We start from the raw sequence: 15,349 nt of genomic DNA, 5'->3' as shown, positions 1-15,349 counted from the left end.
CGAGGGAGTTGTCGTGACCGGTTGGACGGCAGGACCGGTGATCGGCGAGATTGTTACTAGCAGTTCGCTTTTGGAGAAGGACAGACAATGAGCATGCTCCTCGCCGTACATGACGCGTACGGGCAGTTCCTCGCTCAGGTCGGGAATCCGACCCCCGAGGCGCCGCCCGCGTCGGACAAATTGCTGAAGCTGGTTCGGTATTTCACCTGGTTCGTACTGTTGTCGGGAGTCATGGGCATCACCTACGCCGGTGGCCGGTTTGCCTGGGAGAAGTGGACGGGAGGCGGTTTGGAGTCGCCGAAGATGGTGGCAGGGGCCATGATCGGAGGGATCATTGCCACGAGTGCGGGCACGATCATGAACGCTGTGATCACCTAATGTCCGCCGCGGTGGTAGTGCCACAGGCGCTGGATGCCGTGCTGGCCTACAAACAGATGCCGTCGGATGTGATCCGGCCGTTCATGCAGCTCATCGACTGGCTGCTGTGGTGCGTACTGCTGTTCTGCCTGGCCTGGATGATCCTGGCGGCCGGACGCCTGTGGTACGCGTTCCGCGACGACCTGGCCGCCAACGACGCGACCCACGGGGTGGTGATGAGCTTGCTGGGCGCGATCATGGCGACCTCGGCGAGCGGCATCGCACTGGCCCTGCTGCCGACCTGACCGGCACGGGCCGGCCGAGTTGTCCATAGGTACTGAATTGTCCACTGTCACACTTACTTCGGAGGCGAAGCGATGAGCGAGAAGGAGTCGCCCGAGCGCGACGGCGTCTCGTTCGGTGTGATCGCCTCGGCAGCACTGGTCGCGGTGATCGTGATCGCGGGCCTGGTGGTGTATTTCGGGCACGGCGACACCAAGCCGAGTGCGAAGAGCGACCCGAGCGCCGCGGTGACCGCGCCCGACACCACCGGGGTGACCGGATTCGCCTCTCCCGAGGTGGATCTGTTCGGCCGCCGGGTCGACATCCCGAACAACACGGCGGGCCAGCCGCTGCCCCAGGACCCGTCCAAGCAGCGCAAGGCGGGTGACCAGGATTGGCTGACCGCCGCACCGCTGGGCACCACCGGTCCCGACGGCTGGCAGCGGGTGTACGGCGCGTCGGTGCCGTTCTCCACCTCCGACGGTCCGGCCCGGCTGGAAAACGGTCTGGCCGTGGGGTATTCGCATACCCCGCAGGGTTCGGCGCTGGCGGCCGCGCAGATCACCTACCGGCTCAATGCGCGGCCGGCCGATCGGGAGCTGTACGTGCGACAGGTGCGCGTGGCGGCCGAACAGCTCACCGCCTACGACCAGGCGCTGGCCGATCAACGGCTGCCGAAACAGCAGCCGGAGAAGGTCACCCGCTATCTGGTCGCCCCGGATGCCTTCCAGATCGAGAACTACGCCGACGACATGTCCATCGTGCGGCTGGCCGCGCGCGGACCGGTCGTCGACAACCGGCAACTGTGGGCGGCCGTGCGTTTGATCATGGTCTGGGACGCCGGCGATTGGCGGCTCAAGCCCTCCACTTCCAAGACGGCACAAACCGAATACGTGGACTCACTGGCGGGGTGGACCCGATGGTGATGGCATCGCGACCCATCGAAAGGTGGACCACATGCTGAGGCGGCTCGTTACGATTCTCGCGGTCGTATTCACCGTCATGATCGCGACACCGACGGTGGCCTACGGGCAGACCTACGGTTTCGACCAGGCCTGCAACGAATTACACGACTCCCTCGACGGCCTGGGCGTGCCCGGCATCTCGCTGGGCGACGCGGCCTCGGCCGCGTGCAAGGCCGGCAATGTCGCCACGCATCCGTCCGACGCCGCGGCCGCGGTGCGGGACAAGGCGTGGGACTCCACCTTCGGCAAGGTGGTGGACTCGCTGATGAACGGCCTGGGCGAGGCGCTGATCCTGGCCCTGACGTTCTGGATGAAGCTCCCGAACGACCGGGTCAGTGACGCGGGAACGCTATTCACCAAGATCAACGACTACACCTATCAAGCGCAGATCATCCTGCTGATGGCGTCGGTGATCCTGACCGGCTTCAGACTCGCCAAAGCCAGACGCGGAGCCGCGGTCGACCAGGCCACCGACTCGTTCTGGATGTTCGCCCGAGTGGTGTTCAGCTCCTGGATGCTGGGTGCGGTGATCGTGGCGGCCACCCAGGCCTCGGACAAGTTCTCCGAGTGGGTGATCAACGACTCCACCAACGGCAATGCCAAGAACATGGCCGAGCTGATGGTGAAAACCTCGAAGCTGCAGGCATTCTCGCCCGGCCTGGTGTTGATCATCGCCATCGTCGGCCTGCTCGGGGCGCTCGCGCAGATCGTGCTGGCCATCGTGCGTCAGGGCATGCTCGTGGTCGCGGCCGGCGTGCTGCCGCTGGCGGCGGCGGGCTCGGGCACCAGCATCGGAATGTCGTCTTACAGCAAGCTGATTCGCTGGATCGTCGCGTTCATGCTCTACAAGCCGGTGGCCGCGATCGTCTACATGATCGCCTTCACCACCGCGGGCACCACCGACGACCGCACCGGCACCACCAACCTGCCCGACGCCGACGAGGCCCAGCGCATGCTGGTCGCCATCGTGCTGCTGGGCACCGTCGCCTTCGTGCTGCCGGCGCTCATGCGCCTGGCGACCGCGGGCGAGGTGGCGATCGTCGGTAGTGGCGGTTCGGGTTTGGCCGCGACCACCGGCACCCTGGTCGGCATCGCGGCGCTCGGCGCGGTCGGTTCGCGCGCGGTGGCCCCGCGTGCGGCGGCCGGTGCCCCGGGCTACGCGGGTCTCGGACGCGGTGGGCGTGGTCGCCCCGGACCGGGCGGCGCCGGACCCGGTGGTGGCGGTGGCGCGCCGCGTCCCGCACCGCAACCCCGGCCCGCCGGCGGCGGTGGTGGCGGTGGTGGCGCCGCGAGTCCTGCGGCCCAAGGTGGCGGTGGCGCAGTACCGTCAGGCGCATCCCGCGTGGCCAACCGGGTCTCCCAGGTGCGCGCCGCGACGGCGTCGCTGGGTAAGGCCGAGAACACAGCGGGTGACGTCGCCGGCGACCGCTGGGTCAACCGTTCACCCGACCTGGGCAGGAGCACCATTCCGCGATGACGATGACCGACACCTACGAGCGCCGCTCGTACGGACTGTGGAACAAGCCCCGCAGCGCCGGCCTTTTCGGCCTGCGCTGGGGTGAGACCGTGGTCGGTTTCGCCGTCGTGATCACCGCGCTGCTCACGGCGCTGGTGGCCGGCCCGAAACCGGCGCTGTTCGTGGCGGTCATCGGCACGGTCGTGATGATTCCCCTGGTGTGGCGATCGGGCGGCCGCTCCGGCTACGAGAACGGATTGATGATGTTCCATTGGCTGCGTGGCCGTTCCAAGGGCGAGCACGTGTATCGGGGCGGCCGGTTCTCCCGCATTCCGGGCGGCGTCACCCGGCTGCCCGGACTGATGGCCCCCTCGCGGCTCTACGAGGGCATCGACGCGGGCGGCTACAGCTTCGGCATGATCCACCTGCCCCAATTCGCCCAGTACACCGTGGTTCTGCGCGCCTGGCCGCAGGGCCACGAGGCCGTCGACCAGCCGGTCATCGACCGCTGGGTGGGCGCGTGGGGCACCTTCCTGGCCTCGCTGGGTCAGACCTCCGACATCGTCGCCGTGGTGCCGGTCATCGACACCGTGCCCGAGACCGGAAACCGTTTGCTCGCCGAGGTTTCCGCCATCACCCGGCCCGAAGCCCCCGATCTCGCCCAGCAGGTCATGTACGAGCTGGCCACCGAGCTGCCGCAGGAACGGGTGCAGCTGCTACCTCGGGTGGCCATCACCTTCAAGGCCACCACCGCCGAGCGCCGCAAGAACCCGGCCGAGGAGGCCGTCGAGATCGGCCGCCGCCTGCCCGGCATCTGTGCCGCGCTGGCCGAGGCCGGGGTGCGCGCCCAGCCGATGGCGGCCGAGGAGATCATCTCGTTCATCCGCCGCAGCTACGACCCGGCGGCCCAGGCCGACCTCGAGGTGGCGGCCGCGGAACCCGGTGGGCACGGCCTGGATTGGGCCGATGCGGGCCCGGTCTCGCACGAGGAGCGCTGGGACCACTTCATCCACGACGGCGGCCGCTCGGTCACCTGGGAGATGGACACCGCCCCCGAGGGCGCGGTCGACGAGCGGGTGCTGCAGCGGCTGCTGGCCCCGAATCCGGAGGTGCCGCGCAAGCGCATCACCATCGTCTACCGCCCGCACTCCGCCGGTGACGCCGCCCAGATCGTGGACGACGACTTCAAGAACGCCTTGGTCGCACAGCAATCCGAGCGCGGCGTCGTGTCCGCGTCGGCGACCCTGCGCGTCGGGGCCACCCAGCAGGCCCGTGAGGAACAGGCCCGCGGCCACGGCGTCACCCGCTTCGGCGCGCTGGTCACCATCACCGAACCGCTGCGCGGCGACCTGCCCCGCATCGAGGCCATCACCCGCGACCTGTCCACCCAGGCGCGCCTGAAGATCCGCCGCTGTTACCGGTATCAAGCGGCCGCGTTCGCGGCCTCCCTCGGCTGCGGGGTGATCCTCCCCGAACACGCCACCATTCCGAAAGCGCTTGCGGGGTAACCCACCATGCCACGTGACATCGAACCCCCCGTCCGCGAACGCGACGCCGCGCCCACCCGGCGCGGCTCCCGCCGCGAACAGGAATCCGCCGACCGCCGCGAACCACCGGACGACTTCGCCCCGCCGACCTCCCGGGTCGCCCGCGACGAACACCGTCCTCGCCGCGGCACCCTCCCCGACCGCCGCATGCTCCGCCGCGACCCGCCGATCGACTACTCGGCCGAGTTCACGGACCCGGACCCGGCGGCCGATGCCACGCGCGCACCAGCGCCGGAAGAGTTTGCGGCACAGCCGAATCAGGAACCCCTGGCCCCGGCCTTCCCGCCGGAGCCGGACCCGGTGATCGCCGCGCCACGTGCCGACGTGATCGCCACGCCACGGGTGGAGTCGATTGCCGAGCCACCGGTGGAGTCGGTCGTCGAGCCGGTCGTGTCGCCCGTGTCATCGGAGACGGGGTCGCCCGCAGTGGCGGCGGAGCCGGACGGTGGCGTGGCCGTGAGTGTCGACGAGGTCGTGAGTACGCCGGTGAAGCGTCGGCGTCCGGCGTTGCCCGCGCTCGAACCGCCCACCGTCGCAACCGAATCCGGGGCGTCCGAAACGGGCCGGGAGATCGCGATTCGGGCCGAGGCCGGGCCGGGCGATGCGTTGCGGGCCGGGGCGGCGGTGCTCGAGGGGGAGCACACCGTTGAGCGGCCGGCGAAGAAGCGGGTGCGTTCGGCGGAACCGACCGAGGGGGATCGCATGGAGCGCAGGCGAAGTCGTGACACGGTGGGGGAGAACGGCGAGGCCGGGCGGCGGCCGCAGCGCGAACGGCGCGGCGATCTCGACCAGGAATCGCGGCGTCCTGCGCCCGGCGGCGCCGAGTCCGCAGATCGCGGACCCGAATTCGAGGGCCGTGGCCGCGAGGCCGACGGGCGAGTCCGTGGACCTGAGCGTCGCGGCCGTGATGCGGACGGGCGTCGACGCGAGGCTGAAGGTCGTGGGCACGGGACCGACGGACGTGGGCGCGATGCTGACCCGCGTGGCCGTGATGCGGACGGGCGGAGCCGCGAATCCGAGCGGCGTGGACGCGAATCCGAGGGACGCGGCCGGCCTACCGATGCGGATCGGGTGCATTTGGGTGGGCGTGCCGGATCGCCGGGCCGGGCACGACCGCGGCCGGAGGGTGAGCCGGGGGAGCGCCCGGTGCGGGAGCGGCCGATGCGGAAGGGGAAGCCCGACCGGACTCCCACGGAGCCGCCGCGCAGCCGTAAGGGCAAGCGGGACAAGGTGACCGAGCAGGCCGATCGTGAGGCCGCGGCCAAGCGGGTGGCGGCGCGGCGGGCGGCGGCGAAGAAGAAGCCGAGCGGGCCGAAGCTGCTCGACGACTCCACCCGGGCCAAGCTCGAGGTCACCGCGCGCGAGAACAATGGCATCAAGGCGGCGTTGGCCACGTTCCGGCTGCATACCGATGATCTGCGGCGGCGGAATTTCGCGGCGCGCGCGGAGCGGATCGAGTACGGCAGCTTCGACGAATTCGACCGCACCACCGCGCAACTCACCGATCGCGGCTATATCGGCGCGGGCGGCGGGCGGATGAACGTGGTCGGGCGGCCGGTCGAGTATCGCGCCACCACCGCGCAGGTCGCCGGTCTGTGGCCGTGGTCGGTCGGCGCGGGTGCGCCGCTGATCGGTACCCCGCTGGGGTCGCATCTGCACACCGGCGCACCGGTCTGCTTCGACCCGATGAACTGGTTCATGCGCGGCAGCTTCATCACCGCGCCCAGCCTGTTCGTGCTGGGACTCAACGGTTTCGGTAAGTCCTCGCTGGTGCGCCGCATTGTGTTGGGCGGTGTCGCGCAGGGCATCACGCCGCTGATCCTGGCCGACGTCAAGCCCGACTACCGCAAGCTGGTGGAGATGGTCGGCGGCCAGGTCATCGACCTCGGTTACGGCCACGGCAAGCTCAACCCGCTCGCAGCCGGTGTGCTGGGTTCGATCGTGCCGCTGCTCGACGACCTGCCCGAGTTGCAGACCCAGGTGATGCAGGAGATGCGCGCCCGCCAGGTCACGCTGCTCGCGGGTCTGGTGGAGCTGGTGCGTGGCGCGCGCGTGCGCGACTTCGAGGAGACCCTCATCGCCACCGCCCTGCGCGTCCTCTACCGCGAGGGCAGCGGCTTCACCCCGGACCAGCCGCCCATCATCGAGGATCTCCTCGAGATCGTGGTGACGGGCGGCGATGAGCTGCAACTCGATGCGGGAGCGGACAATCCGGACGAATACCACGAGGCCATCAAGGGCCTGCGCCGCTCGCTGCGCGCGCTGACCCAGGGCCCGTTCGGTGCGGTCTTCAACGGCCAGACCACCACTCCCATCGACACCGACGCCACCGCCGTCTGCATCGACGTCTCGCACATCCCCACCGGCGACAAGAAACTCAAGGCCGCCGTCATGCTGGCCTGCTGGGCCGACGGTTTCGCCTCCGTCGAGGCCGCGCACGTGCTCGCCGACGCGGATATGGGCCCGCAGCGCTACTTCCAGGTCGTGATGGACGAGCTGTGGCAGGTGCTGGGCCTGGGCGACTTCATGGTCGACCGCGTCGACGAACTCACCCGACTGCAGCGCGGCATCGCCACCTCGCTCATCATGATCAGCCACACCATCAAGGACCTGCAGGCGCTGGGCTCCGAGGCCGCCATCGCCAAGGCGCTGGGCTTCTTGGAACGCGCGCGTGCCAAGATCTTCGGCGCGCTGCCCGCCGAGGAGATCTCGCGCCTGGATTCCACCGTGCCGTTCACGTCCGCCGAGGAGGAGATGGTGACCAGTTGGTCCGCGCCGCAGGCACTCACCGGCGAGGCGCTCAAACCGGGCCAGCAGCGCCCGCCCGCGCCCGGCACCGGTAAGTTCCTGCTCAAGATCGGCGAGGACCGCCGCCCCGGGATCCCGTTCCATATGGAGTTCACGCTTTCGGAGAAGGAGAGCGGAATCCACGACACCAACCAGCGTTTCAGCGAATTCACCGAATCGACCGCACGCCGCGGCGCGGACGAGGGGAGCGTCGCATGATGCCACACCGGTCGTATCGAAGAGTGTCGCCGGAGGTCCGCCAGGCCGCCGTCGAGCAGGTCATCGCGCTCACCGGGAAGCTCCGGTCGGAGTCCGAGGCCTGCCGGGTGGTCGCCGATCAGATCGGTGTGCACACCAATTCGGTACGCAACTGGGTGCGCGCGGCGGAAACCCCCGGCCTCGAACGCATGGACGCGATCGCCCTGCGGCGCAAGGTCGCTCTGCTGCAACAGCAGCTGGCCGCCGCCGCGGAGATGAACCGCACGTTGGTGGAAACGTTGTCCGACGCCAAGCGCGGCACATGACCGGACTCCGGCGACTAGCCTGGAAGGCAGGCCCTTCGCAGGTGGTGATGGTTGTGCTGAGCGTCGCGATGCTGGCCACCGCATGTGGCGGCAACTCGACCGGCGGTGGCTCGAAATCGACCGCCGCGCAACCGCCCACGTCCACCACCCGGCTGCTGGAACAGGCCCCGGCGCCCGACCCGACCACCCCCGACGGTGTTGCGGTTACCGCGCTGGAACAGATCTACACCTGGTATCCCGCCACCGAATCCGAGGGCGCGGCCCTGCAGCGCGCGCGGAAGTGGCTCGGACCCAGTCTGATCCGTACCCTGGATACCCCGTCCACCAGCGTGGATACGCCGAGACCGACACTGCGCTGGGCCGACTGGGCCAAAGCGGGTGCCCACGTCGAAGCCTTCGCGTTCGCCTCCGGTGAGAAGGCGCCCACGGGCGCCGATCCGAACCGGCAGCAGTACAAGATCGGCATCGAGCAAACGGTCGTCTACCCGGACGGCAAGCGTGAACCGCTACCCCCGGCCACGGTCGTCGCCACGGTCGTGCGTGGCGCTACCGGCGGCTGGCTGCTGGACGAATTTCGTTGAGCGGTAACGACTTACAGGTCATCCCAGGAGGATAGTGATGGCGAAGACACCGGTGAAGGACCCGGCAGATCCCGGTCCCGACACCACCCTGCACCTCATCTACGCCGGTTTCGCGATCTTCGGAACCCTGTGGGTGTCGGTCCAATTGGGCAATATGCTGTCCAATCCACGCCAGAAGATGCCGATCAACCCGATCTCCATCGTCGTCAACATGATCAAGGGCGAGCTGCACTGGCCGGGCTGGGCCGGCGTGATCATCGCCGTGATCGTGCTGCTCGGCGTCGGCTGGCAGTTGTTGAAGCGACGCCGGAAGGCCAATGCGAGCAAGGGGCGATTAGCGGTCGACGACAAGGCCGACTTCATGGGCTCAGGCGGTGCGATCAAATCGCTGAAGGCCGCAGGAGTCGCGGAAAAGGCTGAACAGCTCGGCGTCCATCTGGAGAAGCATGCGTTCACCGGCGAACTCTACGTGCCTTCCTCGCTGATGCAGCCCGGTGAGGTGGTGGTCCCGGGTGTTCCGATTGGCGTGTCCGTGGCAGACGGTGAAATGCTCTACGGCTCTTATGAAGACCTGCACGTGGACATCTGGGGACCTCGACAGGGCAAGACGACTTCCAGGGTGATTCCGGCGATCCTGTCGTCCATCGGTGCCACGCTCGTCACGTCGAACAAGCGTGACGTGGTCGATGCCACCCGCGATGTTCGCGCCGCAAAGGGCAGCCCGATCTTCATTTTCGACCCGCAGGACATCGCGGTCGACTTCAATTATCCGGCAGATCCGGCGCGGAGCTGGTTCTGGGATCCGCTGGCCTGGGTCGACATCCACAGCGAGGGCTGCGAGGCACGCGCTGCTCGCCTCGCCGGGCATTTCGCTGATGCGGAGAGTGGCTCTGGGTCGGCGCAGGTCTCGTCGGACTCCTTCTTCGATCAGGAGGCCGAAGATCTTCTCGCAGGGCTTTTCCTAGCGGCTTGTGTTGCGGGGGAGTCGATCACCAAGATCTGGGACTGGGTCACGCGCCCCTTCGATGGCTTCCCCGTGGAGGTGTTGCGACCGTCGCCGGACGTGGAAGAAGGATCGCCCGGCGATCGCTGGTCTTTCATGAGATCGGGTCTGGCTGCGCAGTACAATGTTGATCCCCGTACCCGCAGTGGTGTCTTCGGTACCGCGAAGAAGATGGTGCGCTGCCTGCAGCTGTCGAACGTGCACCCGTGGGTCCGGGGAGGGCCCGGTCGTGTTCGGTTCGACGAATTGGACTTCATCCATCGCAACGGCACACTGTACAGCCTGTCGCTCGAGGGCCGGGGTTCCGCGGCCCCGCTGGTGAGCGCGCTCTCCGAGGCCGTCATCGATGTGGCAATGCGCAGCGCTGCACGTTCGCGGGGTGGCCGCTTGCCGATCCCATTGCTGGCGGTGCTGGACGAGGCCGCGAACGTGGTGCGCTGGCGTGATCTGCCGAAGCAGTACAGCCACTTCGGATCTCGTGGCATCGTCGTGATGACTGTGCTCCAGTCATGGGCGCAGGGAGCACGGTGCTGGGGCGTGGACGGTATGGAGGCCCTGTGGGGCGCCGCCAATATCAAGGTGCTCGGCAGCGGTGTCGACGACATCAGGTTCCTTCAGGAGCGTTCGGAGGTGATCGGCGACTACGACTCGATCTCCCAATCGGTGTCGGAATCCTCGGGCGGAAAGAGCTATTCGCGATCCCTCGGATCGTCGAGGACCTTCAACGCGAACGCGCTGGCCACTCTCCCGCGAGGCAGAGCGATCGTGTTCTCCTCCGCGACACCCGCCGTGCTCGTCCGGACTGTGCCTTGGTGGGAGGGCGAGTACGAAACCGAGGTAAGGAATTCCATTATCAAGCACGAGCCGCAGAACCCGAACCGGATGCGGACCACGGTCGAGGATCTGATCGCCGAACAGCGGCAGAAGCAACGACTGACGTTGCCCACGAGCGAAAAACAGGGTCCCACAGAGTCGGGAACGATTGAGGAGGTCACGCCGCTGTGAGCGACCAGCAAGACGAACGTATGGTCTATGCCAGCGTGGTCGAGTTCGTCGAGAACTATCTCAGTCTCGTCTACCGCCGACAGGTCACCGACATCAGCGACACTGTCTGGTGCCCGGAATGGTGGAAGCACGCCGAGGCGGTCGCGCGCATGGACGCGATGTGGCGGGCGTGGGAACATCTCCGGCTCGACGGCAAAACCGGTCTGAGCATGTGGTTCCTGGATCATGCGGACATGCACATGGCGAAGCTGTTCGACCCGAAGGGGCCTTTCAAGTATTGCAGCGTGCGCAACGGCCACAAGGACATGCTGACACCGTTGCCGCTGAAGTCTCCTGAGCGCGGGATGTTCAGCGATCCGGGCGTGGGCGACTTCCTAGTCTGACTACGGGTCCGATATCGGGCTGAAACACGTTGTGGCGGAATGCAAATGGATTGCGTTCCGCCACAATACGAATGATGCCGATGGCCTAGCCGAGGGTGCGAACCACCGCTTCGCGTTCCCGTGCCCTGGCCTCCTGCTCGCGCTGCCGACGCTGCGCGGCCGTGGCCTCCTGTTCCCGGGCGCGTACGGCCTCGGCCGCGGACTGCGCCTGACCGACCTCCAGAAGCATGCGCACGGAAGCCAATTCGGGTGAGATGCCCATGCGATTGAGATGCTGGGCGAGTGCCTGCCGGCGTTCTACCGAGTCGTGGCGGACGAGACCCTTGTTCATCGCCGCCTGGGTCGCTGCCATCCGGGTGGTCTCCGCCTGAGCCGCGAAGCGGTCCTTCTCGAGTGTCACGCCCTGCTTTTCCAAGGGCGGCTTCTCGATCATGCGGGAAAGTTCGCGGTTGCGTGGGTCCTTGGCCTTGGCATCTGCGGCCTCGCGGAGCACGCGCTCGCGGCCTTCCTTTTGCCGGGCCTCGGTGACCTTAACGCGGGCTTCCGCTTCCTTCTGGCCACGTTCCCGGGTTCGCAGCGCGACAAGTGTCGCCAGCTGCAACATTTGCCTCATCATCGCCGCTGTTTCGCGGCCGATGTCGTCGAGTTCCTCGGCCATTGCCTGCTCCCCGATGCTGCAGTGATCACTATGGATGGTGGTGCTTCGTCACGGACATCGCCCGAACGGTAGTTCGAGAAGCAATGTCCCGCCTGCAAACGTGGACACCGGGAGCACGCGGGGCGCAGAGACTGCCCGTTTCGGGGGGTGACCCTGGGCTTTACTACGCCTTTGTACTCCGTTCTACGAGGTTACCAGCGAAAACTCGAATACCGCCGTACGTGTGAGTCGCGATCCAGCATATATCGCACAATTCCGGCAGGTGGCGAAAAACTCAGGATTTTCTTTGGTTAGGGAAGCCTTACCCCGAAGGTTCAACGGGACCTTCCCGAGACCTGCACCGGAAAAGCAACGGGCCCGGCGCACGAGTGCGCCGGGCCCGAAAAAGCATGCTGGTCAGTTGATTTGAACCGACTGGATGTTCACATCGAGGGCCGGCTTGCCGTCCGCACCGCCACCCTGCACGCCCGCCTTGGCGATCTTGTCGAGGGTCGCCAGGCCGGCGTCGTCGACGGTGCCGAAGATGGTGTACTGCGGCGGCAGCTGCGAATCGCCGTAGACCAGGAAGAACTGGGAACCGTTGGTGCCCGGTCCGGCATTGGCCATGGCCAGTACGCCGCGCTTGTAATCGACCGGGTACTGCGCGGCCTGATCGTTCGGGTCGTACTGGTCGGTCGGGTACTCGTTGTCGAATTGGTAACCCGGACCGCCCATTCCGCTACCGGTCGGGTCGCCGCACTGCAGCACCTGCAGGCCCTTGCCCGTGGTGATGCGGTGGCAGGAGGTGTTGTCGAAGAACTTCTGCTTGGCCAGGCTCTCGAAAGAATTGACCGTGCAGGGGGATTCACCCGGATTCAGGGTCATGGTGATCGGACCCTGACTGGTGTCCATGGTCGCCTTCACCTCACCGGCGGTCGAGATATTCGCCGTACCGGGTGCGTTCACCGGCTTGTCGGCGGGCTTCTGCGACGGGGAGTAGGTGCAGTTCACCTGGGCGGCCTTGGCCTTCGCGGCCGGCGGCGGCGCGGCGGTCAGCGAGGCGTCGGGAGTCTCCGAGGCCTTCGCGCTGGTGCTGCTGTCATCGCCCCGCGTCAGGAAGTAGATGCCGACACCGGCCGCGACCGCGACCGCGACGCCGAGAGCCGACGCGGCGATCGTGAGCTGCTTGCGCTTGCGCGCCCGCTGGGCCCGGTTCTCGAGTTGACGCTCCAGCTTCCGTTTCGCCGCAGCGCGTCGCTGTTCATTGCTCGGCACTAACTGTCCCTCCGTGAACGGTCGGTTTACTAGTTACGGCCGTCAGCCCAGCGGCCGCGGCAGACATTACCTGCATTCGCTGAGAAAAACCTACATATGCCAGGGCTGGATGGTAGATAGGCCGGGAACCGGTTGGACTTGGCGGACGGCCGTGGTGAAAACTGAACGCCGTGACCAAGACCAGCAGCTTCCGTGCCCCGAGGGGGGTCCCCGATTATCTGCCGCCCACTTCCGCGGAGTTCGTCGCCGTTCGTGACGGCCTCGTAGCGACCGCGCGACTGGCCGGATACGGGCATGTGGAGTTGCCGGTTTTCGAAGAGACCGCCCTGTTCGCACGGGGTGTGGGCGAATCCACCGACGTGGTGTCCAAGGAGATGTGGACCTTCGCCGACCGCAACGGGGAGAGCTTCACGCTGCGGCCCGAAGGCACCGCCGGAGTCATGCGCGCGGTCATCGAACACAGCCTCGACCGCGGCCAGCTGCCCGTCAAACTCTGCTACGCCGGACCGTTCTTCCGCTACGAACGACCGCAGAAGGGCCGCTACCGGCAGCTGCAACAGGTCGGTGTGGAGGCCATCGGCATCGACGATCCGGCCCTGGACGCCGAGGTCATCGCCATCGCGGACACCGGATTCCGCAGCCTCGGCCTGGACGGATTCCGGCTGGAGCTCACCTCGCTCGGCGATGACACCTGCCGCCCGCAGTACCGCGAACTGCTGCAGGACTTCCTGCTGAAGCTCGACCTCGACGAGGAGACCCGCCGCCGGGCGCAGATCAACCCGCTGCGCGTGCTCGACGACAAGCGGCCCGAGGTCAAGGAGATGACCGCGGACGCGCCGCTCATGATCGACCACCTCTCGGAGTCGGCCAAAGCGCACTTCGAGCAGGTGCTCGGCCACCTCGACGCGCTGGGTGTGCCGTACGTGGTCAACCCGCGCATGGTGCGCGGCCTCGACTACTACACCAAGACCACCTTCGAATTCGTGCACGACGGTCTGGGTGCACAGTCCGGCATCGGCGGCGGCGGCCGCTACGACGGCCTGATGGCCGAACTCGGCGGGCAGCCGCTGTCGGGCATCGGCTTCGGCATCGGCGTCGACCGCACCGTCCTGGCCCTCGAAGCCGAAGGCAAATCCGCCGTCGACGGCCCCCGCATCCAGGTCTACGGCGTCCCCCTCGGCGACGTCGCCAAGCAACGCCTGGTCGTCATCGCCGCCGAACTGCGCAAGGCCGGCATCCGCACCGACCTCGCCTACGGCGGCCGCGGCATGAAGGGCGCCATGAAGGCCGCCGACAAGTCCGGCGCCCAACTCGCCCTGGTCCTCGGCGACCGCGAAGTCGCCGAAGGCCAGATCGGCCTCAAGGACCTGAGCACCGGCGACCAACGCCAGATCCCCCTCGACGAGGCCGTCGCCCAGGTCGCCGCCGCCCTTGCGGGGCAACAGGATTGAGCAAGCGGCCGGGCCAGGGTGGTGCTACCACCACCCGGACCCCGGCCTGTTCGCGGCATGGTCGGACCGACCGACCGGGCTTTCCGGCCCGGGCTGCAATCCCGCACAGCGCGGAGTCTGGCACCGCAGCCTGATTCGTGCGGTTGGCGAGTGACGGATGTGGTCGGCAGGGGAGCGGCCGTCCGGTATTGGACGGGCGGATTGCTGTGCTGTGGTGGGCGGGTCAAGTGGGCGTGGCGCGAGGGAGCCGGGCCGGGGCGCGAATCCTGGCTTGGGGTGCGGGAAATCGGGGTATGGAGCTATGGCCTGCTGGTACCGTGCGGTGCGTCGTGCGGGGGCGGCGTGTGCCATCGGGCCGCGTGACTCATCGAGACTTGGATGAATGCAGCTGTGACTGATGAATCGAAAGCGGGGTCCGTCGGCGAAGTCGGGCTCGATCTGGTGGCACCGGAGTTGTTGGCTCCGGCGCTGCGGAAGCTGACCCTGGCCGCGCTCGGCGTGGGTGTCGGTGTCGGATTGCTGGCGGCGCTGTTCGTGCATTGGCCGGTGGCGTTGGCGACCGGGCTGGTGCTGGGTGCGCCGACGGCGTTGTACGCCATGGCGGTGCAGCGGCGGCGGATCACGGTGGCGGGCACGGTGATCCGGGCGCGGACGTGGCGCGGTGAACGGAGCATCGACGTGGCCGCGGCAACGGCGGCGGAGATTCTGGTGTATCCGGGCAAGATCAGCCGGATCGTGTTGCGCATTACCGCCGGGCCGGATACGCGCATCGTGCCGCTGGCCCTCTACAGCGACTCCGGCAGTGGGCGCGAACTTCATATTCTGGGTCTGCGCAAGCTCGCCGATGCGTTGGCGGGGTGTCCGCTGGCGGCGGCCCTGGCCATCTCGGGAATGTTGGTGCAGCAGTTGCGGGCCGAGGCTCGGGACGCGGTAGCCGAGGAGCGGCCGCTCTACCGGGCGGTCCGTATGGTTCGGGCTCGAGATGCGGCCGCGCCGATCATTCTCGCGGATTCGGACATTGCCGATCTGGCCCGCTGAATCATATACAGATGGGCTATTTGCCCGAATATTGCGATGCCGCTGTGCCTTTCGGTGA

General features: G+C 67.6%; 14 protein-coding genes. 12 read left to right on the top strand and 2 right to left on the bottom strand.

From position 1 onward, the window contains the following. The first annotated feature begins 87 nt into the window (after nucleotides 1-87). The 10 genes from ACFXHA_RS27930 (at nucleotide 88) to ACFXHA_RS27885 (ending at nucleotide 10,890) form a co-directional block, all read left to right on the top strand. Nucleotides 88-378, top strand: coding sequence for a hypothetical protein (locus ACFXHA_RS27930; protein WP_379361823.1), 291 nt, complete (start codon nucleotides 88-90; stop codon nucleotides 376-378). A gap of 11 nt (nucleotides 379-389) precedes the next feature. Continuing rightward, on the top strand, nucleotides 390-662 hold the full coding sequence (locus ACFXHA_RS27925) for a hypothetical protein (RefSeq protein WP_379361821.1): 273 nt from the start codon (nucleotides 390-392) through the stop codon (nucleotides 660-662). 72 nt (nucleotides 663-734) lie between these two features. Next, nucleotides 735-1,565, top strand: coding sequence for a hypothetical protein (locus ACFXHA_RS27920; RefSeq protein WP_379361819.1), 831 nt, complete (start codon nucleotides 735-737; stop codon nucleotides 1,563-1,565). A 31-nt stretch (nucleotides 1,566-1,596) separates the two neighbouring features. Next, a complete protein-coding gene (locus ACFXHA_RS27915; RefSeq protein ID WP_379361817.1) occupies nucleotides 1,597-3,081 on the top strand; it encodes a hypothetical protein in 1,485 nt (494 codons plus the stop codon). Next, nucleotides 3,078-4,568 (top strand): SCO6880 family protein, encoded by a 1,491-nt coding sequence (locus tag ACFXHA_RS27910; RefSeq protein ID WP_379361815.1) that lies wholly within the window; start codon nucleotides 3,078-3,080, stop codon nucleotides 4,566-4,568. Before ACFXHA_RS27915 ends, ACFXHA_RS27910 begins: the two co-directional genes overlap by 4 nt. Nucleotides 4,569-4,574: 6 nt before the next feature. Then, entirely contained in the window at nucleotides 4,575-7,613 is a 3,039-nt protein-coding gene (locus ACFXHA_RS27905) for a hypothetical protein (protein ID WP_379361813.1), read from the top strand. Nucleotides 7,614-7,636: 23 nt separating this feature from the next. Continuing rightward, nucleotides 7,637-7,918, top strand: coding sequence for a transposase (locus ACFXHA_RS27900; RefSeq protein WP_379361811.1), 282 nt, complete (start codon nucleotides 7,637-7,639; stop codon nucleotides 7,916-7,918). A 47-nt stretch (nucleotides 7,919-7,965) separates the two neighbouring features. Beyond that, a complete protein-coding gene (locus ACFXHA_RS27895) occupies nucleotides 7,966-8,499 on the top strand; it encodes a hypothetical protein (protein ID WP_379361809.1) in 534 nt (177 codons plus the stop codon). Nucleotides 8,500-8,536: 37 nt separating this feature from the next. Beyond that, the gene (locus tag ACFXHA_RS27890; protein WP_379361807.1) at nucleotides 8,537-10,507 is read left to right on the top strand and encodes a type IV secretory system conjugative DNA transfer family protein; all 1,971 of its coding nucleotides are present in this window, start codon (nucleotides 8,537-8,539) and stop codon (nucleotides 10,505-10,507) included. Beyond that, nucleotides 10,504-10,890 carry a DUF4913 domain-containing protein gene (locus ACFXHA_RS27885; RefSeq protein ID WP_379361805.1) on the top strand — a complete coding sequence of 129 codons (387 nt, stop codon included), beginning with the start codon at nucleotides 10,504-10,506 and terminating at the stop codon, nucleotides 10,888-10,890. The genes ACFXHA_RS27890 and ACFXHA_RS27885 overlap by 4 nt, the downstream gene beginning before the upstream one ends. A gap of 85 nt (nucleotides 10,891-10,975) precedes the next feature. Here ACFXHA_RS27885 and ACFXHA_RS27880 read toward each other — a convergent pair whose 3' ends face one another. Then, nucleotides 10,976-11,548, bottom strand: coding sequence for a hypothetical protein (locus ACFXHA_RS27880; RefSeq protein WP_379361803.1), 573 nt, complete (start codon nucleotides 11,546-11,548; stop codon nucleotides 10,976-10,978). A gap of 396 nt (nucleotides 11,549-11,944) precedes the next feature. Beyond that, nucleotides 11,945-12,802 carry a peptidylprolyl isomerase gene (locus ACFXHA_RS27875; protein ID WP_379361801.1) on the bottom strand — a complete coding sequence of 286 codons (858 nt, stop codon included), beginning with the start codon at nucleotides 12,800-12,802 and terminating at the stop codon, nucleotides 11,945-11,947. 170 nt (nucleotides 12,803-12,972) lie between these two features. Between ACFXHA_RS27875 and hisS the strand changes: the two genes are divergently transcribed. Both hisS and ACFXHA_RS27865 read left to right on the top strand, forming a co-directional pair. After that, nucleotides 12,973-14,253 (top strand): histidine--tRNA ligase, encoded by a 1,281-nt coding sequence (gene hisS / locus ACFXHA_RS27870; protein WP_379361799.1) that lies wholly within the window; start codon nucleotides 12,973-12,975, stop codon nucleotides 14,251-14,253. Nucleotides 14,254-14,643: 390 nt separating this feature from the next. Continuing rightward, on the top strand, nucleotides 14,644-15,291 hold the full coding sequence (locus tag ACFXHA_RS27865) for a hypothetical protein (RefSeq protein ID WP_379361797.1): 648 nt from the start codon (nucleotides 14,644-14,646) through the stop codon (nucleotides 15,289-15,291). Nucleotides 15,292-15,349 lie beyond the last annotated feature (58 nt).

Origin of the sequence: Nocardia sp. NPDC059240 (assembly GCF_042753865.1) — a bacterium.
In the GTDB taxonomy this organism is placed as follows: domain Bacteria; phylum Actinomycetota; class Actinomycetes; order Mycobacteriales; family Mycobacteriaceae; genus Nocardia.
The sequence above is the reverse complement of the archived record's forward strand: the minus strand, read 5'-3'. Positions and strand labels throughout refer to the sequence as shown.